This is a genomic window from Flavobacterium niveum (genome assembly GCF_055231775.1).
Genome location: NZ_JBUYSX010000001.1, coordinates 350,291 through 371,896, shown reverse-complemented (window position 1 = coordinate 371,896; position 21,606 = coordinate 350,291). Strand labels below are relative to the sequence as shown.

Below are 21,606 nucleotides of genomic sequence, written 5' to 3'. Positions count from 1 at the left end.
AGTAGCTGCTGTAAAGAAAAGAGTGGTAAAGATTTGTTTTTGTTTGCCCATAAAAGTGAGTTTGATTTGAGTTTGATATTCGGAAAATAATTAATGCCAATGCGGCGGGCCCTCACATACCCGCCGCATGGCATTAACTTCATTAGTTATTAATAACTTGGATTTTGCTCAATATTCGGGTTGTTATCCATTTCATATTGAGGTATAGGGAAATACTCCCTGCCATTCTGGTAAGTGTTAAACTCGGCATCGCGGGTTTTCAGCCAGGCAAGCTTGGTAGCATCCTGTAGCCATCCCCAACGACGGATATCATCAAAACGGTGGCCTTCGGCAGCAAACTCCAGGAAGCGCTCATGGGCTATCTGGTCCCTCATTTGCGTTTGGTTCATACCTGGGTGTACAGTTGCAAGGTCGGCAAGTCCCACACGTGCACGTACCTGCTGAATGTAGCTATACGCTCCGGCAGTGTTACCCGTTTCATTAAGTACTTCTGCATACATAAGCAATACATCTGCATAACGAAGAAGGCGCTCGTTAATACCACTCCTCCAGTCGTATTCGTCTGCAAAATCACCATCTGCATTTTGGTACTTCCTCCAGAAAAGGTCGTTAAGGTCGGCAGGGCTGCCTGCATACTTCGTCTGGAATGACTGGCCGTACAGCATCATACCCGGTTTGTTGTAAATAATTGTAGCATCTAGCCTTGGATCTACAGCACCACCTGCGGTAGTTTCCTGCTGGAACTCGTTAAACAATGCCCATGTAGGCTGTACGTCTGTCCAGCCGAAAGCGCGCGGTGCATAGGTAATAGCACGTGCGCTGGTTTTACCCCAGTCTGATGCAGGGGTACCTCCCCAGCCAAGACCTACACCGCCGGCATCGCGGCTAAATTGTACTTCAAATATAGATTCTGAATTGTTTTCGTTAGCGGTAGTAAAGTTGTCTTTATAATTTGCTACCAATGCATAGGCGCCAAGGTTAATTACGGCTTCAAATGAAGTTTTTGCACCTGCATAATCATAGGTAAACAACTGTGCCTTGCCAAGGTAAGCCAAAGCAGCACCTTTAGTAGCACGGCCTTTCTCGCTTTGGTCTGGGCCGGTAACGTTATCATATGATACCGGAAGCAGGTCGGCAGCCATTTGTAGGTCAGACTTAACCTGTGCCCACCCCTCTTCCTGAGTTTTCTGGTCGTGGTATACCTGGTCGCTGCTTAGTGGCACCGGTACATTCCTGAACATGTTTACCGCATGGAACAGGTAAAGCCCCCTAAGGAAATAGGCCTGGCCTAAAATCCTGTTTTTATATGCTTCGTCTTCAAATGTAATACCCGGTACGTTATCCAGCACCTGGTTAGCACGGTAAATACCCTGGTAGTAGGTTTCAAAAGCCCAGCCGTAAATAGCTGCGTCAGCAATACTTGAATTAAACCTTCCCACATTGGCCATTGCCGCCCAAGGGCTGTTACTGCGTGAGTCGTCAGATTTTGTATCCAAAAGCAGTGGGGTACTCCTCATGTAACTTCCGTCTGTTATAAGGCTGCCGTATGCTGCGTTTACAGCTTTCTGCGCATCATCTGCAGTTTGCCAGAAACTAGCCTCACTTTCATAGTTCGGGTTTTTCTGTACCAGGTCTTCTTCATTTACACATCCGGTAAGCATTACTGCCATCGCAGGGATGATAAGTGTATTTTTTAATGTAAATATTCTTTTCATGTCTTTTCAATTTTTTAGAAACTAGCTTCAATACCAAGTGTTAGCGTACGTGGGTTAGGGAACGAGCCTCCGTCAAAGCCCCTTGACCTAAGTCCATCGTTCATAAAGTCCGGGTCGATACCTTTGTAAGGCGAAATGGCAAGCAGGTTAGATCCCTGTGCATACACTCTTATACGTTCTACATATTTATTCTTATCTAAAGGTACATTAAAGCCTACCTGAAGGTTTTGCAGCCTTATATAGTCACCTTTTTCTATAAATCGTGTAGATGGCCTTGCATTAGCATTAGCTTCAAGTACATCCGGGCGTGGTACGTTAGTGTCTGTATTGTCCGGCGTCCAGTAATTAAGCATGTCTTTGTGGTGGTTAAGAAGGCCACCTATCATTAGCGCATTGTAGGTACCGTTATACACCTTGTTACCTCCGTGACCTTGCCAGAACATTGTGAAATCGAAGTTTTTATAGCTGGCATTAAAGTTAAAACCGTAGCTGTATTTTGGTATTGTAACACCTGTATAGGTACGGTCGTTATCATTAATCTGGCCATCGCCGTTAATATCTTTAAATTTCACGTCGCCGGGCTGTGCAAGAGGCTGTGTAGCGTGGTTTGCAATGTCTGCAGCATCCTGGAAAATACCTTCAGCTACATAGGTATAAAGTTCACCGGCGCTACGGCCTACCTCCGTTTGTGAGTTTGTACCTGTTAGCGGCAGGTTTTGATTAGAAATTTTAAGCACCTCATTTTTCAGTGTACCAACGTTTGCATTAATGTCCCATTTAAAATCATGGTCATGGTTCATATACGTTACCGAAAACTCAAGGCCTTTGTTTCTTAGTTTACCAATGTTAGTAGAAATAGTTGCTGGGAAAGCACCTGATGAAAACGGTATCGGCTGGTCTGCCAGTACGTCATCTGATGTCCTTATATAATATTCTGTGGTAAACTGAAGTTTATTTTTAAACATGGAAAATTCAAGTGCAGCATTCCATGTTGTAGTATCTTCCCACTTAATTTCCGGGTCTATAAGAGCCACTACCGTTGTACCTTGTGCAAGTGAGTTGTTAAAATTGTAGCCTGCAAACGGGTTGGTTAACGGCGAATACATGTAAGGTGCTATAGTGTTGTTACCCAATAGTCCATAACCACTCCTAAGCTTTAATGAATCCCACCACTCAGGCAGTTTTATATCGTTGCTTATTTTCCACGCACCAGATACTGAATAATAGTTACCGGTATCGTTTTTAGGCGCAAACCTTGACGATTTATCCTGGCGGAAGTTAACGGTTAAGAAATATTTATCGTTAAACGTATAGTTTAGCCTTCCAAGGTATGACATCCTCGTTTCACGGGTAAAGCTTTCACCACCTGAAATAGCATCACCATATTGTATTTGTGCTATTTCTCCATAGTCATAGCCTACACCACGGCTCCACATATATTCTGTCCTCCAGTCTTCCTGTACATTACCTACAAGCGCTTCTATCTTATGCTTGCCAATTGTAACTTCATAGTTAAGCAGGTTATCTATAATAGTCCTGGTTTCACTGGTATGGTTTATGTTTAGGGCAGACTCATCCCTTGTAGTTATATAATACCAGCCAAGGTCGCTCTCCGGTACAAACATCCTGTTCTTAGCATCAAGCTTATCTGCAGTAACCCTAAGTGAATATTTTAGGCCTTTGATAATTTCATACTCACCATAAATATTACCTATAAAACGGTTCCTGTCTGTACTGTTAGTAAGCAGGTTGTTCCAGCCTATAACGTTAAGGGTAATAGCCCTTTGCGTAAGGTTATCTGTACCTCCGTAACCACCCAGCCTGTTAGGGTCGTACACCGGCATGGTAGGTATAGCCTGAAGCAATGCTGTTATTTGAGACTCTCCGTTATATGAGTTGAAGTTTTCCTTATCACTGTTAGTGTAGCCTAATTTGGCAGTATACTTAAATTTTCCTTTTTGCCCACCTACATTAACACTGGTAGTGTAACGCTCATACGCCTGAGGAACTTTAAGATAACTGGTATTTTTAAAGTAGTCTACGTTTACACTGTAGTTCATGTTTTCGGCACCACCGCTAAAGGTTAATGAGTGGTTTTCCACACGGCCGGTACGGTAGGCAGCATCTTGCCAGTTAGTATCTACATCGTCTATAAAATACGGGCTGTTAGGGTCGTTACCCGGAAGTATAGACTGGCCCGAGTTAATATAGGCCTGGTTTGTAATTTGCTGGTATTGTTCCCTGTTTGTAACCGGAATCCTTTTACCAATTGTCTGGAAACCTGTAAGCGACTTAAAGTTAACGCTGGTTTTACCTGCCTTACCTTTTTTAGTAGTAATAATTACAACACCATTTGCACCACGTACACCGTAAATAGCCGCTGCCGATGCATCTTTTAGCACCTGCATGGTTTCTATTTCACCCGGAGCAAAGTCATAAGGGTTATCTACAATCATACCGTCTATTACAAACAACGGGTTATTGTTTGTAAATGAAGTTAGTCCACGGATTTTGATGTTTACAAAACCACCCGGCTCACCACTACTTTGTACGGTAACACCCGGCACCTGGCCCTGTAGCTGCTTAGCCACATCATAGCTAATGGTCTTTTTTGCATTTTCAACATTTACAACCCCTACAGATCCTGTAAGGTCGGATTTTTTAGCGGTTCCGTAACCTACAACCACCACGTCGTCCAGCTGCGTGGCAGACGAGGCAAGCTTTACATTAATAGTAGTCTGGCTACCTACTGTAACCTCCTGGTTTGCGAAACCAATGTATGAGAAAACTAATACATCGTTTGCGCTGGCCTTGATAGAAAAATTACCATCAAGGTCGGTAGACACACTGTTTGAAGTCCCCTTTACAATAACGGTGGCCATAGGAAGGCCCATGCCATCCTCTGCCGATGTTACCGTACCGCTTATGTTTACCTGGGCCGAAGCCGTGAGTGCGGTAAACAGCACGAACATTAAACCTGCAAGCTTACTTTTAATAACCCTGCAAGCGGTGTCTTTTAATAATGTGGTTAATGCCATCATAAAATTAAAATTTGGTTTGTTTAATAAATGTATTTTTTACACTTCCAAATTTAGTTAAAGATTATCTAAAAAAGCAAATAAATTTTTCACTTTTTTAAAATTTATTATAAATAAACTAATAACCCTGTAATGCTACAACGTTCTCGCTAAAAATTTGTATTTTCATGCGATTTATGCAATATAATTGCATGTTACAACCATAGTTCTTAACTTGCCACCAATTCACACACACATGAATAGTTATAACGACCAGGAAAAAGTACTCTTAGCAGCCGACTGTATCATTTTCGGATTTGACAAAAAACAGCTTAAAATATTGCTGATAAAAAGGGATTTTGAACCCGAAAGGGGTAAATGGTCTCTTATGGGCGGATTTTTGCGTCCGGATGAAAACCTGGATAATGCCGCTACACGCGTACTGCACCACCTTACGGGCCTTAATAATGTATACATGGAGCAGCTGCGCGCCTATAGCGCTATAGACAGGGATCCTGTTGCACGCACGGTATCTATTTCCTACTACGCACTCATTAATATATCAGAACACACCGAACTGAATTCTAACTTCTCGGCAGAGTGGTTTGATATTAATGAGTTTCCCAGCCTTATCTTCGACCATAATATAATGGTAGCAAATGCCCTTACGCGCCTGCGCTACCGCGCTTCCACTAAACCTGTAGGATTTGAACTGCTGCCTGAAAAATTCACCATGAAGCAGCTGCAAATACTGTATGAAGCTATTTTGGGAGAAAAGCTGGATAAGCGCAACTTTATCAATAAGATAAATGGCCTGGATATTTTGGTAAAAACCGAAGAGAAGGATATGAAATCATCCCGAAAAGGATCGTTCCTGTACATGTTTGACCAGGAGAAGTATAATAGTAAGGTGTCAGACGGTTTTACGTTTAAGCTGTAGCTTTTTAGCTGTCAGCAATCAGCTTTCAGCGATAACAAAAGCTATAAAAAATTCAGATGAGAGCTGATGGCTAATCGCTGATTGCTGAAAGCTATTCGCTTTTTTCTTTCTGCCTCGCGTGCCACTGTTTTTTAAGGGCCGGATAGTCTATGGTAAAGGCAGGTTCTTGCCTTATAAGCCTATGCTCATCAAAAGCCTTCAGTAAAAAGCCTTCTATCATAAAGTCTTCGGCTACATTTGCCGGGCTATACGTCCTTTTAAGGTCTATCTGGAAAAGCTTAGCCATACGGTTGCTCCAAAAAGCTTTCCAACCGTTCTTGTGCTCCTTAATAAGGTCATAGGTACTTTCACCGGTTTGCCTGTAAATCAGTTTTACCAGTATCTGGCCTTCCTTGCGCGACAGTTTTTTCAGTTGGCCCTCAAACTCTTCTTCAAGGTATTTCTCTACCATCTTGGCGTACTTCTTCTTATCCTTTTCAGATTTAAGGCGAGACATGTTGTAGTTTAACGTGGTAATCCTTTCAGCCGCAATCTTTGCATACGGGTATACTTTCAGCACACGGCGGCGCAGCGCCATAAGCTGTGCTTTTTCATCGGGAGAAATAGAATCCTTCACACCGCCAATAACCAAATCGGGAAGCTGGGTATTAAACACAATAGAGTCCTGTACTATACTATCGTTTTGTATTACCTGGGCATGGCTGGTGAGGCCGCATAAAAGCAGGAACAAAACAATAAAGAAAGTTGGTTTCATGTTCATAAAAATTCTGCTCAAATGTATACAATAATATATAACTCTGCTATGTAATTTATATTTTAGCCGAAAATTAAATTTATGTCTGCAAAAACTATACTAAACGATGCTTCTGTAGCATTTTTAGAGCAATATTTAAACAACGCCTCCCCTACCGGATATGAAAGCGAAGGGCAAAAAATATGGATGGAGTACCTGAAACCTTATGTAGACACTTTTATAACCGATACTTACGGCACTGCAGTAGGCGTTATTAACCCCGATGCCCCTTATAAAGTGGTGATTGAAGGCCACAGTGATGAAATATCATGGTACGTAAATTATATTAGCGACAACGGCCTTATCTATGTGATTCGCAACGGCGGCAGCGACCACATGATAGCCCCCAGCAAACGCGTGAACATACACACCAAAAACGGTATTGTGAAAGGAGTTTTCGGGTGGCCGGCCATACATACGCGTATACGCAGTAAGGAAGAACCTGTGAAAACCGAGCAGCTGTTTATAGACCTGGGCTGTAGCAACAAAGACGAGGTAGAAAAACTGGGCGTGCACGTGGGGTGTGTAATTACCTACCCCGATGAGTTTATGGTACTGAACGAAAACAAGTACGTATGCCGCGCCATAGATAACCGCATTGGTGGCTTCATGATTGCCGAAGTAGCACGCCTGTTGCACGAAAATGGCAAAAAACTGCCGTTTGGACTATACATTACCAATTCTGTACAGGAGGAAGTAGGGCTGCGTGGTGCCGAAATGATTACCAAAACCATACGCCCGAATGTAGCTATTGTTACCGATGTGTGTCACGACAGTACCACACCTATGATTGACAAAAAGATTGAAGGCGATACACAAATAGGAAAAGGCCCCGTAGTTACTTATGCCCCGGCAGTGCAAAACAAGCTGCGTGAACTTATTGTTGACACAGCCGTGAAAAACGAAATACCATTCCAGCGCCTGGCATCGAGCCGCGTTACGGGCACTGATACCGATGCTTTTGCATACAGCAACGGCGGTGTGGCTTCTGCACTTATTTCACTACCGCTACGCTACATGCACACCACTGTAGAAATGGTACAGAAAGAGGATGTAGAAAATGTAATCCGACTTATATACGAAACACTACTGAATATAGAGGACGGTGAAACGTTTTCTTATTTTAAATAAAAGCATCTGAGCAAAAGTCCTGCCTTAAATATTTAAGGCAGGACTTTTTTATGATACAGCACTGTTAGCTACATACCTTTCAAAAGTAATGTGTATAACTACACCGTTTTCAGTATAAATTTCGAAATCGCCATTCAGTTCATTACTCAGCCCTCGCAGTAGCGTCATACCTAACGAATCGGTTTCATCAATATCAAATCCGTCGGGCAGGCCTTTTCCGTTATCCCTCACCATAAGGCTGTACAGCCCGTTATCTGTTTGGTGTAAAGATATTTCTATAACAGGCTTTATCACTGCATCCTTAAAGGCATATTTAATGGAATTTGTAATGGCTTCATTAAGTATCAGCCCTGTGGGTACCGCCTGAGACACATCAAAATCTACAGCTTCAACATTCAATGCGAAATGTATCTTTTCGGCATCAAAGCTGTCTTTAAGGAAATACACCAGCTCCCTTACATAGTTTTCCATATTGATGGACGAAAGGCTGTCGTTCTGGTACAGTTTCTGGTGGATGAGCGACATAGAGTGTACCCTCCTCTGGCTGTCGTTTATTGCTTTTTGTGCCGTAGGGTCTTCAAGGTATTCCGACTGAGTGTTCAGCAGGCTTATAACAATCTGTAAATTGTTCTTTACCCTGTGGTGTATTTCCTTAAGCAGGAATTCCTTTTCCTGTACAAGTCGGCTCAATATGGTATTTTTATGGTTGATAACGGACTGCTGCCTGTGTAGTATACGGGTAATCCTTACCTTTTTCCTGTATAAAATAAATACTACAACGGCAATAACTATGATGAATAGCCCAAGCCCATACGCAAGATTTCGCTCCAATCGGGCCTGTTTTGCCTTTTGCCGTTGCAGCTGCCCGTCTTTCGACAGCAGCTGTATTTCATGGTCTTTCTTTTCGGTTTCATAAATAGTAGCCTGTTCGGCAAATTGCATGCTTTTGGCCTGGTTATACATTTTATTTTTCTGATCCTGGAATGCATGGAAGTTTTTCAGGGCCCCGGCATAATTACCCGACACAGAATCGAGCTGGTATTGCCAATGGTAAATAAATATATTGGTATTTAAAGAATCACCTGCCACCATTTTCTTGTACAACCCCAAATATTGCCGTGCCTTATCATACTGATTATTGGCAATATATGTGTTAATATAGGCCTTGTATACGTAATAATAATTACCGGCATGTTCGTTATCGCCAGACGGTACCATTTGCCGTATCTTTTGTAAATAGGCCAGTGCTTTCTTATGCTGCTTTTTACCAAGATATAAATCTATGTAGAGGCAATGGGTGCTTAGGAAAATATTTTCATCTGAAAAGGTATAATGCTTAAAAAGGTAATCAAGCTTGTGCAGCCCTTCATCAAAGCGTTTTAGCTCAGATAATGCAGCCACAGCATTATTGTACAGGTAAAAAATATTTAGAGTATCATTGTTCTTTTCTGCAACAGGAATCCCTTTCTCACAGTAATCCAACGCCTTTTGAGGCTCCTTTATATTAAAATACTTCAGGCTCATAGAAGTACAAATAGTAGGCAACATAAGCGAATCTTTATATTTATCTGCCAGGCGGGCAGCCATAAGCCCGTATTTTAAGCCTAAATCGTCTCTGTGTAAAAAGGTATAACAATCGCCCATGGTATCGTACAAACGCTGTAACTGTTTATACCCTGCCTTATCATAGTAACCGATGGCGTTTTCTAAAGCGGCTATAGCCTTATCATCCTTCAATAAATACCGGTATTCATCGGCAAGCATTTCAGAGGTTTCACCTGCTTTTTTAAAAAATTTGTTTGCAGCAAAATAGTGAATGGCTTTCTGTATAAGCGCTATCCTTTTATCATCATCTGTATCGGGATTATAATAATAAAAGGCAAGGTGAAGATGGACATCACCGGCCGTCTCTGTCCTTTTTCCTGCCAGCAGTGGCAACGCCTTATTGTAATAAAACAACGCCTTTTCTTTATGGTTGTTTTTGCAAAAGGCTTCAATGTAATACATGTAACAGGCAGTCAACTTAATATTATCATTCGTTGCCACAGCAAGCTGTTCGGCCCGGTGTATCATATCTATGCTTTTCGCCACATCTTTATCCGTATAAGCCGGATTTTGAAGTAAAGTAGCGGCGTCATCCAGCAGCTTTTGTATACGTTCAGTTGTACCCTTGTCGGGTACAATGCTGTTAAATGCATGTACCGGCATGGCATACAGCAGTATGCCTGCCATAATAACGTGAATAAATGCCTTCATATAGTTTTGATTGTTTTGTAAATATAATCTTAAAAACAAAAAAACCAAACAATTAGAAGTAAGCTTCTTAGCTACTTAGCTGCTGAGCATCTTAGCAAAAAATCCCGTGAGTATATTTACTCACGGGATTTTTCATAATTTATACTTTTACTGAAACTGTGACTGTGACTTAAAACTCAGAAGATCAGAAGCTAAGCAGCTCAGAAGCTTCTTAAAAAAGAAACATCATCTATATGGCAAAAGGCACCGGCCGCACCTTCGGCTATAAAGCCAATTTCTGCTTTGCCGCCTTTAACTACCACATCTTTTATGGTGATGGTTTGCCAGGCCGTATTTTCATTTTTGATGCTGTATACCTGTACTTTACTGCCCCCTTGTGCGTACATTTCGAGTTTAGAGAAACCTTTACTGTTCTGCACTTTTGCGGTTAGTGTATACTTCCCGTCTGTTAATTCCACATACGGGGTAGATGTTATCACCTGGCTTACCTTCCGTTTAAAGGCTACCTTATCACTAATATTCAGGCTCTTCTCCCCTATTACTACCTTCCTGTCGGCTTTGGTATTAAAGTAATTCAGCTGTGGCGAATCGTCACTGCCTACCGTTACCTTATTGCCTTCTATAACTTCAGTGTCCCACCCCAGCAGAAAATCCTGCACAGGCTTTACGGCACTGGGTATCTTATTGCGGTCGGCTTCGAAGCTGCCGTTCATTACATAGTTGTTATCATTGGCTACAGCCCACTCGCCTGTCTGCTCGTTCAGGTTCCAGCTGCTTAGCGAGTTAAAATACGGCACCGGCCCGTTAAACGACAGCGGGAACCACTGGTTGTAGCCCAACCCATTCCCTGCAAAATCAGCCCAACGGTCGCCGCAATACAATATTGTTTCCTGTTTGCTACCTTTTACTGACAGAAAAAATCCGGTCTGCGTTACGTGAGCATAATCCTTTTCACTGCCGTTCATCACCTGCATATCGTTAGAAGGAATGTAAGGTCCTTTTATATCATCGGCCACAAGATAGTAGGCATAAGAACAGTCCCACCCGTATATGTTTGATGCGCACATGTAGTATTTGCCGCCATATTTAAACATACAATTGCCCTCACGGCTTGCTCCCTGGAATATTTTGTTACAATCCAGCAGGCCTATCTTACCGTCTTTAATCCCTATTTCCGAAAGGTAAATTTTATCCCTGCCCCTTCCGTAGCAATACACCAGGTACGATTTTCCGGTATCTTCATCGGTAAAAACAGTTTGGTCGCCCGTATTGGTAGTGCCAATCATCGGCTCCATATCAATCTCGTTATGCTCTGAAAATTTCCCGGTTGGCGTATCGCTAACAGCCACCAGCACTTTAGCGCCACGCTGCACAAATAGGGCATATTTACGCATTTCTTTTACGTAAGCCACCCCAAGGCGCCCCACCCATGTAGGTTTCATCCCGTTTGTAAAAGCCTCTGCTGTGGTCATTACGTCAGCCTCAAACTTCCAGTTAACAAGGTCAGTAGAACTATAGCATGTAACGGTTTTAAATGTTGAATTTTTCAGGGTTACCTGCGGAGCATTACGGTAGGTTTCGGCTTCTTCATAATTTACGCCGTACCAAAAGTACTTTACCTTTCCCGTAGCAGGATCGGGAAATTTAAAGATACCCCCGCCCTGGCTGTATATGGGAGTGCCCTGTGCCGTATCCCAAAACACATCGTTTTTAATATTCGTTTGGGCAACGGCAGTCCCCAGCCATAGCAACCCTACAGCTACAATAATCTTCTTAATCATCATGATGCTTAATTATTAATGCAATAATTATCATCTGTAAATATGTAGAAATATTTAAAATGAGGTGTCCTGTAATGTCCTGAAATCCTAAGCTGTTAAGCATCTGAGCCACTTAGCTTCTTAGCAAAAAAATCCCGTAAGCATATATACTTACGGGATTTTAATATTGTCAATTCCTGAAAACTGCGACTGCGACTGAAAACTCAGCAACTCAGCACCTCAGAAGCTAAGCGGCTTAGTCGCTTTAAGAATACATTTTCTTACGCAACTCCTGTACTTTTTCGTCGTCAAGGTAATCGTCAAATGTCATGTAGCGGTCTATAACGCCCTTAGGGGTTATTTCTATCACACGGTTTGCCACCGTTTGTGCAAACTCGTGGTCATGCGTGGTAAACAGCACCGAACCTTTAAAGTTCTTAAGCGAGTTGTTAAACGCCGTAATACTTTCCAGGTCAAGGTGGTTTGTAGGCTCATCAAGCATCAGTACATTGGCACGAAGCATCATCATACGGCTAAGCATACAACGTACCTTTTCACCACCCGATAGTACACGGCCGGTTTTAAGGGCTTCTTCACCACTAAAAATCATCTTACCAAGGAAACCACGTACATAAACCTCGTCGCGTTCTTCCTCTGTCTTGGCCCACTGGCGCAACCAGTCTACAAGGGTAAGGTCGTTTTCAAAAAACGAGTGGTTATCTGCCGGAAGGTAACTTTGTATGGTGGTAATACCCCACTCGTATGTACCGGTATCTGCAGTAAGGTTACCGTTTATAATTTCGTAAAAGGCACTGGTAGCACGGCTGTCTTTAGAGAACACCACTATCTTATCGCCTTTGGCCATGTTAAGGTCAATGTTCTTAAACAACAGCTCACCGTCTACAGAAGCCGAAAGGTCTTTTACGTTAAGTATCTGGTCACCTGCCTCGCGCTCCTGCTCAAATATAATGGCCGGGTAGCGGCGGCTTGATGGTTTAATATCGTCAACTTTAAGTTTTTCAAGCATTTTTTTACGGCTGGTAGCCTGCTTACTTTTGGCCACGTTAGCGCTAAAACGCATGATGAATTCCTGTAGTTCCTTCTTCTTCTCCTCAGCCTTTTTGTTCTGCTGGGCACGTTGCCTAAGGGCCAGCTGGCTCGATTCGTACCAGAACGTATAGTTACCGCTAAAGTGGTTTATCTTACCAAAGTCGATATCCGAAATGTGAGTACACACAGCATCAAGGAAGTGACGGTCGTGCGATACTACTATTACAGTATTGTCATAATTGGCAAGGAAATTCTCCAGCCATGATATGGTTTCAAAGTCAAGGTCGTTGGTAGGTTCGTCCATTATCAGTACGTCCGGATTTCCGAAAAGTGCCTGCGCCAATAGCACACGTACTTTCAGTTTACCGTCCATATCGCCCATAAGGGTGTAGTGGAACTCCTCGCCTATACCCAGGTTGCTCAGCATAGTAGCGGCATCTGAGTCGGCGTTCCAGCCGTTCATTTCTTCAAAAATAATCTGCAGTTCCCCCACCCTTTCACCGTCTTTATCGCTAAAATCAGGCTTCAGGTATATTTCATCCATTTCCTTTTTTACCGAGAAAAGGGTTTTGTTCCCCATCATCACGGTTTCCAGTACCGTATGTTCGTCAAACATGTTGTGGTTCTGGTTCAGCACACTCATACGCTTGCCGGGTTCCAGGTGTACGCGCCCCGATGTAGGGTCCATATCACCCGATAGGATTTTTAGGAAAGTAGATTTACCGGCACCGTTGGCACCTATTATTCCGTAGCAGTTACCCTGGGTAAAGGTTGTGTTCACTTCGTCGAACAAAATCCTTTTGCCAAACTGCACCGATAGATTTGAAACTGACAGCATCTGAATTTTTTTTTGCAAAAATATAAAAAAATAGCCTTTCATTTGCAGCGCAAACCAATAAGCTTACCCATACATGATTTAACGGTCTTTTAACAACTTCAATAGCATAATAAAAATATTTTTGCATTTGCACCATTATTCACCTGAATGTCTTGTAACCTTACCAAATGGCCTTTGTATATTATGTTACTGCTGCTCGCGTCTTGCGGGGGCGATGATGATAATTACACCGCTTATTTTAGCGGCCAGGTGAAAAATGCACGCCAGCCCTACCTGCTTTTCAGCCGCGATAACAAAGTGGTAGATACCATAAAGCTGGACAAGGAAAACCGTTTCTCCGTAAAATTCGATTCGCTCACCCCAGGCATGTACAGCTTTAAACTGGAGCCTGATTACCAGTACATTTATTTCGATAAAAACGACAGCATTTCGGTAGCTATAGACGCCGATGATTTCGACAGGTCTATAGTATTCAGTGGTCGCGGCGACCGTAAGAACAATTTTATGATGGAGCTTTTTGCCATGCACGAGCATTCGCGCAAAAACTCTTATGATATTTTTTCTGCTACGCCCGAAGCGTACAGCCATTACATTGATTCGGGCTACGCGAGCAGGGAAAAATTCTACAAAAAAAGCAAGCAGGACATACAGTGGAGCGAGGGTTTTGACTTTTATGCCCAATACCGCCTTAAGCTGAATTACTATGCCTACAAGGAATATTATTCGTACGTATACGCACGCCGCACGGCTACAGACATTCGCCCTAAGGTACCTAAAGACTTTTTTAATTACCGTAAAACAGTAGATTTTAACAACAGTAAACTGGCCGGTTTTTCGCCATTTGTACGCTACAGCATGGCGTTGACCAATAACCTGGCGTACTATAAAACATTTCCTGTAGGTGCTGAATTTAAGGAAAACAGCCTGGAATACAGCCTTAACAAGCTGAATATAGCCGACTCTATCTTTAAGAACCCGGAAATTAAAAACCAGATATTAAATTCTATTGCGTTTGCTTACCTGCTCCAGGACCAAAATGTGGTTAATAACCAAAAATTCTTACAGCGCTATAGCGAACTTTCTACCGATAAAGGCCCGGATAATGAGATTGACAAAATGCGTGAAAGCATAAAAGAGCTTTCTGAAGGTAAAAAACTGCCTGTAATAGCACTTACGGGCCTTGATAATAAACCGTTTGATATACAAAAGGATATAGCCCGAAAAACCGTAGTGTTTTTCTGGACAGGATGCGCCCGTGTAAACCTGCAAAAAGTATATGATAAAATAACTGAGCTTAAAGCACAGCACAAAAATGTAGACTTTATAGGCATAAACGTAGACAACGATACCGAATGGCGCAAAGACCTACAGGTATACGACCTGGAAGGTGTAAAGCAGCTGCGTGCTACCCGTTTTGAAGAACTAAGGCAGAAATGGGTACTTACCAAAATAAACCGCACCATAGTGCTTAATGCCGATGGCTCTATAAAAAATGCGTTTACCAACCTGCTTGATGACGGCTTTGAAAAAGAGCTGAGATAAAAACCACCGAGAGATTACAAAACCCCAATAAAAACAAAAACCGGCTGCCTGTAATGGGTAACCGGTTTTTTAAATAAAGGCAGCGACCTTTATTTTGTATTTTCTACTACTGTAAGGCAGCTTTGCAGCTCGGGCCTGTTGGTGGTAAATTTGTAAAGCCACTCTACCAGCTGTTCCAGCTCATAAGGCAGCAGCATTTTTAAGGCTTTTTCTACTTCCTTGCAAAACAGCGACGGGTCGAAACTTACCGTTTCCAGCACTGTTTTAGTGTAATTAAACATGGATGCAGGCATAAAATGATGGTTTGAATTTATGGTTATAGTAAGAACTTGGATGTAAAAGTATAAAATTATTTCCAGCCTAAAAAACGAATATCATAATTTTAACCTAATAAAATTTTAAATATGACAATTATTTAACCACATTTCAATTTTTAAAACCTCTCAGCATTTCACGCTTGCCCGGTGGGCCGGGTAGTTTTTCGGTGGTGAAGCCGACAGCCTTCATGGCATTTTTTATTACGGTGCGGCAGGCATAGGTAACCAGTATGCCACCGGGCTTAAGTGCCCTGTACATTTTGGCAAAAATCTCCTCGCTCCACAATTCGGGCTGTGCATGGTAACCAAAGGCATCAAAATAAATCAGGTCGTAAATCTCGGTATCGTCTATATCCTGAAAGAACTTATGCTGCTTAGTTAACGTAAATGTATCATTCAATATTGCCGCTTCTTCCCACTTTGCTGCATGCATTGTGTTAAATATATCGCTGTGTGCACCGGCATTAAGTTCGGTTACATAATTCAGCTGTAGGGCTTCTTCTAATGCTACAGGGTATGCCTCTACCCCTGTATAATTTATACTCTGTCCGTTTTTAAGGCTTTCAAGGTACGTAATAAATGCGTTAAGCCCCGTACCGAAGCCTATTTCTAAAATGGCAACGGGCTGCCCATTGGTTAAGGCCAGCCCGTTTTGTATGAATACATGGTATGCTTCGCGTATGGCGCCAAACTTAGAGTGGTAACTCTCCTTCATATCCGGAAGGTGTATGGTTACCGATCCGTCGCCGGTTACTATAATTTCCCTTTTCAAAATTTATTTTATGTAAAGTTTTTTAATCCTGGGTATGGGGCCGCCACACTTGCCTTCGTGGCAGCTAAGGCAGGCTGTAACAGCATCGTTAAAATGCTGTTTGGCATTCTTCGGGTCGTTATAAATCAGCTCCTGTGCCTTTATAAAATTGGAAGCCTGCTCATTGAAAAAAGCATCGCGGTCGCTTTCATCGGTCATGGCCGCCGAATGTATCTTTACAATATGCTCCGGGAAATGCCCTACTGCTTCGCCTTTAACAATGCGCTGCTTCAGCTGCTCATTTTCCACATACATCTGCTCCATAAGCGCTGCCAGTTCGCTCATTTCATACATCTTGAACTCCTTTTTCGGCTTGGCACAGGCAGCAGTATCTTTTTTGGCAGTCTCTACTTTAGCAGGGGCTTCTTTTTTACAGGCAGAAAGAGCGGTAAAAACCGCCAATATAAAAAGTACTTTCCTCATTATTTGCTTATCAGCACACCATCGGCCATAAATCCGTACTTAACTTCAGGCTTGGTTATTTTGGCAATTTCCTCCTCGCTTTTGCCACCGTCTTTGGCATAATGCTTCAGTTGCGCTACAGATATTTCGCTAACAAAAGCCTTACCCTGCACTACAGCTTCCTGTCCGCCTGCATTTAGCGGTACAAAAAACGCATAGTCCTTAAACTTCACAAAAGACTCTTTGCCCTGCGAAAGGTCCAGCGACATCCAGCAACCTTTCTTCTGGCACACGTCCTTTATATTGGTCTTAAACTTCACGTTTACAGAATCGCCCGGTTTCAGTGTATTGTATTTTTTAAGCATCTGCTCTTTGCTCAGTGCATTATCGGCCACTATCTTATCTCCAAACGATGCATAGTCGGCTTTATCCGCCGATACTTTCTTTTCGGCTGCCTCAGGTTTTTCCTTCACTTCAGGCTTTTCTTTAGCTTCCGGTTTTTCAGGTTGCTCAGCAGCTTCCGGGGCTTCTTTGGCCTCAGGCGCTTCAGCATCATTAGTTACCGTATCTACATCCACATTAGTAGTATCGTGTTCGCCTTCTATAACCGTATCTTCGGTTTTTACTTCAGTTTCGTTTTTCTTACAGGCGGCCAGGCTAAGCAGCGCGGCGGCAAGCACTATGGTCTTTCTCATTTTTAACTAATTTGGTCTTTTGTGTGACAAATTTATACAGAAAGTTTAATTACAACAACTTAACGCCTTTATTTATATTTCTTTCTTTCAGCCCATTGTTTTTTTATTTTTCATTTTTTTCTACCAAAACCGGCCTAACTATGATTTTTTAGTAAATTTGCGAAAACGCGAATAACCCTAAACTACAATACAATAATGAGCGGTAACCCTACTTTTGCCATTGAAGTGCACAAAGCCCAAACCTCAAAGATAGGAGCTGTAGACTTCAACAACCTGCCATTCGGGAACGTATTTACAGACCACATGCTGTACTGCGATTATAAGGATGGACAGTGGGGCACACCGGTAATTGAACCCTATGCCCCTATACCTATGGATCCGTCGTCCAGGGTATTCCACTACGGACAGGCCATTTTTGAAGGCATGAAAGCCTACAAGGATGAGCAAGACGACATCTGGCTTTTCAGGCCCGACCAAAACTACATCCGCTTTAACAAATCGGCAGTACGCCTGGCCATGCCCGAAGTACCCGAAGATGTATTTATGGAAGGCCTTAAGCAACTGATAGCGCTGGACAGCGAGTGGGTAAAAAAAGGCAAGGGCAACTCCCTGTACCTGCGCCCGTTTATGATAGCCACCGGACACGGTGTTATAGCATCGCCATCGCAGGAATACAGGTTCATGATTATTATGTCGCCTGCTAAGTCATACTACTCAGGCGAGGTAAAAGTGCTTATTGCAGAACACTTTAGCCGTGCTGCAAATGGCGGTATAGGTGCTGCTAAGGCAGCAGGTAACTATTCGGCGCAGTTTTATCCTACCAGGCTGGCAAACCAGCAGGGCTACCAGCAGGTAATTTGGACAGACGATGCCACGCATACCAAGCTGGAAGAAGCAGGTACCATGAACGTATTTTTCCGTTTTAACGATACCCTGTGTACCGCACCTACCAGCGAGCGTATACTGGACGGCGTAACCCGTAAGAGTATTATAGCCCTTGCGGAAAGCGAAGGCCTGAAGGTGGAAGTGCGCCCGGTACTGGTATCTGAACTTATAGAAGGTATTAAAGACGGTTCGTTACAGGAAATTTTCGGGGCCGGTACCGCTGCGGTAATTAACCCTATTAAGGGCTTTAGCTACCAGGAAAACTACTATGAACTGCCGGTGCAGGAAAACCCTGTATCGCTTCAGCTTAAAGAAAAGCTTACTAACATACAGTATAAAGTAGCCGAAGACGCCTTTGGGTGGACGGTGAAAATATAATTTTACAGCTGTCAGCACTTAGCTATGAGCTATCAGCCTACAAAAAATGCCTTAGAAAATTCTAAGGCATTTTTTATTCACTTGTTCCGGGTTTGGGCAGCACTATAAACAATAAACCATGAACTACAAACCTGAAAGTATCTCAGTAAAGTCAGGTTTAAAGTAATTAGGACCTTTCATTACCTTGCCATCTTCGCGGTATATGGGTTCGCCGTTATCATCCAGCTTGCTCATGTTACTACGCTGAATTTCATCAAACACTTCCTCTATTTTGTGTTGCAGGCCATGCTCTATAATGGTGCCGCACAGTATATACAGCATATCGCCCAGGGCATCTGCTACTTCTACAAGATCGTTATTTTGTACCGCTTCCAGGTATTCTTCGTTTTCTTCCTTCATCAGGTTGTAACGCAGCAGGTTGATGTTATCGCCAAGCGTGGCACGTGGAGCCTCACCTACCCCAAGTTTAAACGAAGTATGGAACAGCTTTACGGAGTCGAGTTGTTTTTTCATTGTGCAAAAAATTTATGGATTAAAAGTAAGCCGAAATAAGGGCTGTTACCGTAACTTTGCACAAAAGATTTCAACATGTTTTCTACCGGACAAATTGTTTTTGCAGCCTTGTTTGTGGTGGTTTTTGTAACAGCACTGGTATTTATGTACCGTAAAGACCTGCCACTGCACAAGCTTCATTATAAAAAAACATACATTATACTGCTGGCATTCCTTGGGTTTATAGCATTGCTTTTTGTTATAAAGGTACTTACTAAGGACACCATACACTAACTGTGTTAAAAAAATCAAAATCCCTACTTATGGGGATTTTTTTATGCTTCTGTTTTGCCCAAATTTGCCAACGGGAAAATTGCTAAACAGAAAACACGACCTATTACATGTTAACCTTAAGTATCATTGTATTGATGCTGATATTGTGTTTCGGTATACTCTATATTGTAACAGACTACTATCAGCAAAAGTTGTCGCTACAAAGCGAACACATACGGTTTCTTGAACTTGAAAACGACCTTAAAGGGCATGAAATCGTAAGCCTGGGCACCATGCTGAACAAGCAGGAACAGGAACGGACTATGGCTATGGATGAACTGCACGACAACCTGGGCAGTACCCTGGCCGCACTAAGGGCAAACTTTGAAAGTATCAGCGTACTGAACCCGCCTGCCGGTGAAAGGGAAAACCAGCTGCTGTATAATACCGGCCAATTGCTGGAACAGGGCTACCAAAAGGTAAAGAGGCTGGGCGCAAGTAAAAGCTTTGGCGTAGGTGCAAACGAAGGTTTAATACCCGCCTTAAAAAAACTTGAAGCAATTGCATCAGAAAATACGGATGTAAATATACAAATGCTTATCTTTAACCTCTCTGAACGTTTGGGCAACGCGCAGGAAATAAGCATTTTAATCATTGTGCACGAACTGTGCCTTAACATTATAAAGCACAGCGGAGCCACCGAAGCCACCATTCAGCTTACCGGGCATGACAACCTGGTAAACATTATTGCCGAAGACAACGGAAAAGGATTTAGCATACACAAGGCTTTAATGAAAGGGAACGGACTGAAAGATATTTCGGGCAGGGTGGCACAGCTTGGCGGTACATTTAACGCAGATTCTGCTCCCGGAAGGGGAGCCACCATACTAATAGACATACCGATATGATAACCGTAGCCATTGCCGAAGACCACCAGGCACTTATAGACGGCATGAGAGTGTACCTGGAATACGAAAAAGGGATTTCTATAGTGGGCGAAGCCAATAACGGCGCCGGCCTGCTGGATATAGTACGCCTAAAAAAGCCCCATGTGGTGCTTACAGATATTCGTATGCCGGTAATGGACGGGATAAGTGCCACCAAAACCATTAAAAAAGAATTCCCGCATTGTAAGGTAATAGCTTTCACCATGTTTGACCAGGAAGATGCCATAGCGCAAATGCAGGAAGCGGGGGCGTCGGGGTATATACTGAAAAGCGCGTCGTTAAAGGACGTAACTGCGGCTATAAGGGCTGTGTATAAAGGAGAAACGTATTTCACCCAGGCGAAGTTACCTGCAAAGAAGGCCGAAATAATACTTAGCAAACGCGAAGCCGAAATACTGAAACTGGTAGGCCAGGGAAAAACATCGCAGGAAATAGCTGAAGTGTTGTTCATAGAAAAATCCACCGTAGATACCCATCGCAAAAACATTTTGAAAAAGCTTAACCTTCAGGGTAAAAACGATTTGGTACGTTACTCAGTAGAAAAGAAATACGATTTTTAAAAAACAAAAACAGGCTGCTAAAGCCGCATGTATAAAGAGCTAACTAAATTTTTATTTTAGTTATTTGTAGTTGGTTTAGGAAATGGGTCCCTCAGTGAGGGACCCATGGTTTTATTTGGCACGCTCTTTGATTTAACACGGTTAACCATATTAAAATTATCAATACATTTACATTAATCAAAAAACAAAACAATGAAAAAAAATATCTTTACCCTTCTTGCTGTAGCATCACTTGGGCTTTCTTTAACCAACTGTTCATCTAAACAAACTGTAGAACGCGTAAACGAAAACAGCGTAACCGACCTTAGCGGCCGCTGGAACGATACCGACTCTCGTCTTACAGCAGAAGAAATTACCGCCGAAATGATGGACCACTCATGGTACAGCACTTACGCCAGTGAAAACGCTGCCAAAAAGCCGGTAATCATTGTAGGCCTTATCACAAACAAATCACACGAACATATAGCTACCGAAACTTTTTCTAAAGACATAGAAAAAGCCATTATCAACTCAGGCCGTATGAAGCTGGTACAAGCCGGTAACATGCGTGAGGAAGTAAGGGCTGAGCGTGCCGATCAGCAAACCAATGCTGCACAGAATACCATTAAGAAATTTGGTTTAGAACATGGCGCTGATTTTATGCTGCAGGGTACTGTAAACTCTATTGTAGACCAGGGCAAAAAAGAAAAAGCCGTATACTACCAGATAGACCTAGAGCTTACTAACATCCAAACCAACGAAAAGGTATGGATAGGCGACAAAAAGATTAAAAAAATCGTACGATAATATAGGCTAATTTCTTTT

General features: G+C 42.7%; 19 protein-coding genes. 8 read left to right on the top strand and 11 right to left on the bottom strand.

Annotation, left to right across the window (positions count from 1 at the left end; all coding sequences use genetic code 11):
* Positions 1–149 precede the first annotated feature (149 nt).
* Positions 150–1,715, bottom strand: coding sequence for a RagB/SusD family nutrient uptake outer membrane protein (locus tag ACZIX4_RS01600; RefSeq protein WP_463333867.1), 1,566 nt, complete (start codon positions 1,713–1,715; stop codon positions 150–152).
* 14 nt (positions 1,716–1,729) lie between these two features.
* Entirely contained in the window at positions 1,730–4,756 is a 3,027-nt protein-coding gene (locus ACZIX4_RS01595; RefSeq protein WP_463333866.1) for a SusC/RagA family TonB-linked outer membrane protein, read from the bottom strand.
* Between the two features lie 232 nt (positions 4,757–4,988).
* Here ACZIX4_RS01595 and ACZIX4_RS01590 point away from each other — a divergent pair, with 232 nt between their 5' ends.
* Positions 4,989–5,672, top strand: coding sequence for an NUDIX hydrolase (locus tag ACZIX4_RS01590; protein ID WP_463333865.1), 684 nt, complete (start codon positions 4,989–4,991; stop codon positions 5,670–5,672).
* 91 nt (positions 5,673–5,763) lie between these two features.
* On the opposite strand, the gene ACZIX4_RS01585 is transcribed toward ACZIX4_RS01590, so the two are convergent.
* Positions 5,764–6,426, bottom strand: a complete 663-nt coding sequence (locus tag ACZIX4_RS01585; protein ID WP_463333864.1) for a DUF4294 domain-containing protein — start codon at positions 6,424–6,426, stop codon at positions 5,764–5,766.
* Positions 6,427–6,507: 81 nt separating this feature from the next.
* Here ACZIX4_RS01585 and ACZIX4_RS01580 point away from each other — a divergent pair, with 81 nt between their 5' ends.
* Positions 6,508–7,596: a M42 family metallopeptidase gene (locus ACZIX4_RS01580; RefSeq protein ID WP_463333863.1), complete on the top strand. Its 1,089-nt coding sequence runs from the start codon at positions 6,508–6,510 to the stop codon at positions 7,594–7,596.
* Between the two features lie 48 nt (positions 7,597–7,644).
* Here the strand turns inward: ACZIX4_RS01580 and ACZIX4_RS01575 are convergent, their stop codons facing one another.
* The 3 genes from ACZIX4_RS01575 to ACZIX4_RS01565 all read right to left on the bottom strand — a co-directional run bounded on the left by ACZIX4_RS01575 (position 7,645) and on the right by ACZIX4_RS01565 (position 13,500).
* Entirely contained in the window at positions 7,645–9,852 is a 2,208-nt protein-coding gene (locus tag ACZIX4_RS01575) for a tetratricopeptide repeat-containing sensor histidine kinase (protein ID WP_463333862.1), read from the bottom strand.
* Between the two features lie 200 nt (positions 9,853–10,052).
* Positions 10,053–11,636, bottom strand: coding sequence for a family 43 glycosylhydrolase (locus ACZIX4_RS01570; RefSeq protein ID WP_463333861.1), 1,584 nt, complete (start codon positions 11,634–11,636; stop codon positions 10,053–10,055).
* A 241-nt stretch (positions 11,637–11,877) separates the two neighbouring features.
* Entirely contained in the window at positions 11,878–13,500 is a 1,623-nt protein-coding gene (locus ACZIX4_RS01565; RefSeq protein WP_463333860.1) for an ABC-F family ATP-binding cassette domain-containing protein, read from the bottom strand.
* A gap of 183 nt (positions 13,501–13,683) precedes the next feature.
* On the opposite strand from ACZIX4_RS01565, the gene ACZIX4_RS01560 reads away from it, so the two are divergent.
* Entirely contained in the window at positions 13,684–15,042 is a 1,359-nt protein-coding gene (locus ACZIX4_RS01560; protein WP_463333859.1) for a TlpA family protein disulfide reductase, read from the top strand.
* An 89-nt stretch (positions 15,043–15,131) separates the two neighbouring features.
* Here the strand turns inward: ACZIX4_RS01560 and ACZIX4_RS01555 are convergent, their stop codons facing one another.
* The 4 genes from ACZIX4_RS01555 to ACZIX4_RS01540 all read right to left on the bottom strand — a co-directional run bounded on the left by ACZIX4_RS01555 (position 15,132) and on the right by ACZIX4_RS01540 (position 17,267).
* Positions 15,132–15,335 (bottom strand): hypothetical protein, encoded by a 204-nt coding sequence (locus ACZIX4_RS01555; protein WP_463333858.1) that lies wholly within the window; start codon positions 15,333–15,335, stop codon positions 15,132–15,134.
* Positions 15,336–15,468: 133 nt separating this feature from the next.
* Entirely contained in the window at positions 15,469–16,131 is a 663-nt protein-coding gene (mnmC2, locus tag ACZIX4_RS01550) for a tRNA (5-methylaminomethyl-2-thiouridine)(34)-methyltransferase MnmC2 (RefSeq protein ID WP_463333857.1), read from the bottom strand.
* Positions 16,132–16,134: 3 nt separating this feature from the next.
* Positions 16,135–16,593 (bottom strand): hypothetical protein, encoded by a 459-nt coding sequence (locus ACZIX4_RS01545; protein WP_463333856.1) that lies wholly within the window; start codon positions 16,591–16,593, stop codon positions 16,135–16,137.
* Positions 16,593–17,267, bottom strand: a complete 675-nt coding sequence (locus ACZIX4_RS01540) for a DUF4920 domain-containing protein (protein ID WP_463333855.1) — start codon at positions 17,265–17,267, stop codon at positions 16,593–16,595. Before ACZIX4_RS01540 ends, ACZIX4_RS01545 begins: the two co-directional genes overlap by 1 nt.
* 195 nt (positions 17,268–17,462) lie before the next feature.
* On the opposite strand from ACZIX4_RS01540, the gene ACZIX4_RS01535 reads away from it, so the two are divergent.
* Complete coding sequence (locus tag ACZIX4_RS01535) at positions 17,463–18,530, top strand: branched-chain amino acid aminotransferase (RefSeq protein ID WP_463333854.1); 1,068 nt, start codon at positions 17,463–17,465, stop codon at positions 18,528–18,530.
* Positions 18,531–18,653: 123 nt separating this feature from the next.
* Here the strand turns inward: ACZIX4_RS01535 and ACZIX4_RS01530 are convergent, their stop codons facing one another.
* Positions 18,654–19,043 carry a pyrophosphohydrolase domain-containing protein gene (locus tag ACZIX4_RS01530; protein WP_463333853.1) on the bottom strand — a complete coding sequence of 130 codons (390 nt, stop codon included), beginning with the start codon at positions 19,041–19,043 and terminating at the stop codon, positions 18,654–18,656.
* A 75-nt stretch (positions 19,044–19,118) separates the two neighbouring features.
* Here ACZIX4_RS01530 and ACZIX4_RS01525 point away from each other — a divergent pair, with 75 nt between their 5' ends.
* The 4 genes from ACZIX4_RS01525 (at position 19,119) to ACZIX4_RS01510 (ending at position 21,588) form a co-directional block, all read left to right on the top strand.
* Positions 19,119–19,316 (top strand): hypothetical protein, encoded by a 198-nt coding sequence (locus ACZIX4_RS01525; RefSeq protein WP_463333852.1) that lies wholly within the window; start codon positions 19,119–19,121, stop codon positions 19,314–19,316.
* A 107-nt stretch (positions 19,317–19,423) separates the two neighbouring features.
* On the top strand, positions 19,424–20,203 hold the full coding sequence (locus ACZIX4_RS01520) for a sensor histidine kinase (RefSeq protein ID WP_463333851.1): 780 nt from the start codon (positions 19,424–19,426) through the stop codon (positions 20,201–20,203).
* Positions 20,200–20,802: a response regulator transcription factor gene (locus ACZIX4_RS01515; RefSeq protein ID WP_463333850.1), complete on the top strand. Its 603-nt coding sequence runs from the start codon at positions 20,200–20,202 to the stop codon at positions 20,800–20,802. The genes ACZIX4_RS01520 and ACZIX4_RS01515 overlap by 4 nt, the downstream gene beginning before the upstream one ends.
* A gap of 192 nt (positions 20,803–20,994) precedes the next feature.
* Positions 20,995–21,588 carry a penicillin-binding protein activator LpoB gene (locus ACZIX4_RS01510; protein WP_463333849.1) on the top strand — a complete coding sequence of 198 codons (594 nt, stop codon included), beginning with the start codon at positions 20,995–20,997 and terminating at the stop codon, positions 21,586–21,588.
* The last annotated feature ends 18 nt before the right edge of the window (positions 21,589–21,606 follow it).

Excerpts from the sequence above, each read along its gene's own strand:
- ACZIX4_RS01545 (WP_463333856.1), bottom strand. The coding sequence starts at position 16,593 with ATGAGGAAAGTACTTTTTATATTGGCGGTTTTTACCGCTCTTTCTGCC.
- ACZIX4_RS01530 (WP_463333853.1), bottom strand. The coding sequence starts at position 19,043 with ATGAAAAAACAACTCGACTCCGTAAAGCTGTTCCATACTTCGTTTAAA.
- ACZIX4_RS01525 (WP_463333852.1), top strand. The coding sequence starts at position 19,119 with ATGTTTTCTACCGGACAAATTGTTTTTGCAGCCTTGTTTGTGGTGGTT.
- ACZIX4_RS01575 (WP_463333862.1), bottom strand. The coding sequence starts at position 9,852 with ATGAAGGCATTTATTCACGTTATTATGGCAGGCATACTGCTGTATGCC.
- ACZIX4_RS01520 (WP_463333851.1), top strand. The coding sequence starts at position 19,424 with ATGTTAACCTTAAGTATCATTGTATTGATGCTGATATTGTGTTTCGGT.
- ACZIX4_RS01585 (WP_463333864.1), bottom strand. The coding sequence starts at position 6,426 with ATGAAACCAACTTTCTTTATTGTTTTGTTCCTGCTTTTATGCGGCCTC.
- ACZIX4_RS01565 (WP_463333860.1), bottom strand. The coding sequence starts at position 13,500 with ATGCTGTCAGTTTCAAATCTATCGGTGCAGTTTGGCAAAAGGATTTTG.
- ACZIX4_RS01535 (WP_463333854.1), top strand. The coding sequence starts at position 17,463 with ATGAGCGGTAACCCTACTTTTGCCATTGAAGTGCACAAAGCCCAAACC.
- ACZIX4_RS01570 (WP_463333861.1), bottom strand. The coding sequence starts at position 11,636 with ATGATGATTAAGAAGATTATTGTAGCTGTAGGGTTGCTATGGCTGGGG.
- ACZIX4_RS01595 (WP_463333866.1), bottom strand. The coding sequence starts at position 4,756 with ATGATGGCATTAACCACATTATTAAAAGACACCGCTTGCAGGGTTATT.
- ACZIX4_RS01580 (WP_463333863.1), top strand. The coding sequence starts at position 6,508 with ATGTCTGCAAAAACTATACTAAACGATGCTTCTGTAGCATTTTTAGAG.
- ACZIX4_RS01540 (WP_463333855.1), bottom strand. The coding sequence starts at position 17,267 with ATGAGAAAGACCATAGTGCTTGCCGCCGCGCTGCTTAGCCTGGCCGCC.
- ACZIX4_RS01510 (WP_463333849.1), top strand. The coding sequence starts at position 20,995 with ATGAAAAAAAATATCTTTACCCTTCTTGCTGTAGCATCACTTGGGCTT.
- ACZIX4_RS01600 (WP_463333867.1), bottom strand. The coding sequence starts at position 1,715 with ATGAAAAGAATATTTACATTAAAAAATACACTTATCATCCCTGCGATG.
- ACZIX4_RS01590 (WP_463333865.1), top strand. The coding sequence starts at position 4,989 with ATGAATAGTTATAACGACCAGGAAAAAGTACTCTTAGCAGCCGACTGT.
- ACZIX4_RS01555 (WP_463333858.1), bottom strand. The coding sequence starts at position 15,335 with ATGCCTGCATCCATGTTTAATTACACTAAAACAGTGCTGGAAACGGTA.
- ACZIX4_RS01560 (WP_463333859.1), top strand. The coding sequence starts at position 13,684 with ATGTTACTGCTGCTCGCGTCTTGCGGGGGCGATGATGATAATTACACC.
- ACZIX4_RS01515 (WP_463333850.1), top strand. The coding sequence starts at position 20,200 with ATGATAACCGTAGCCATTGCCGAAGACCACCAGGCACTTATAGACGGC.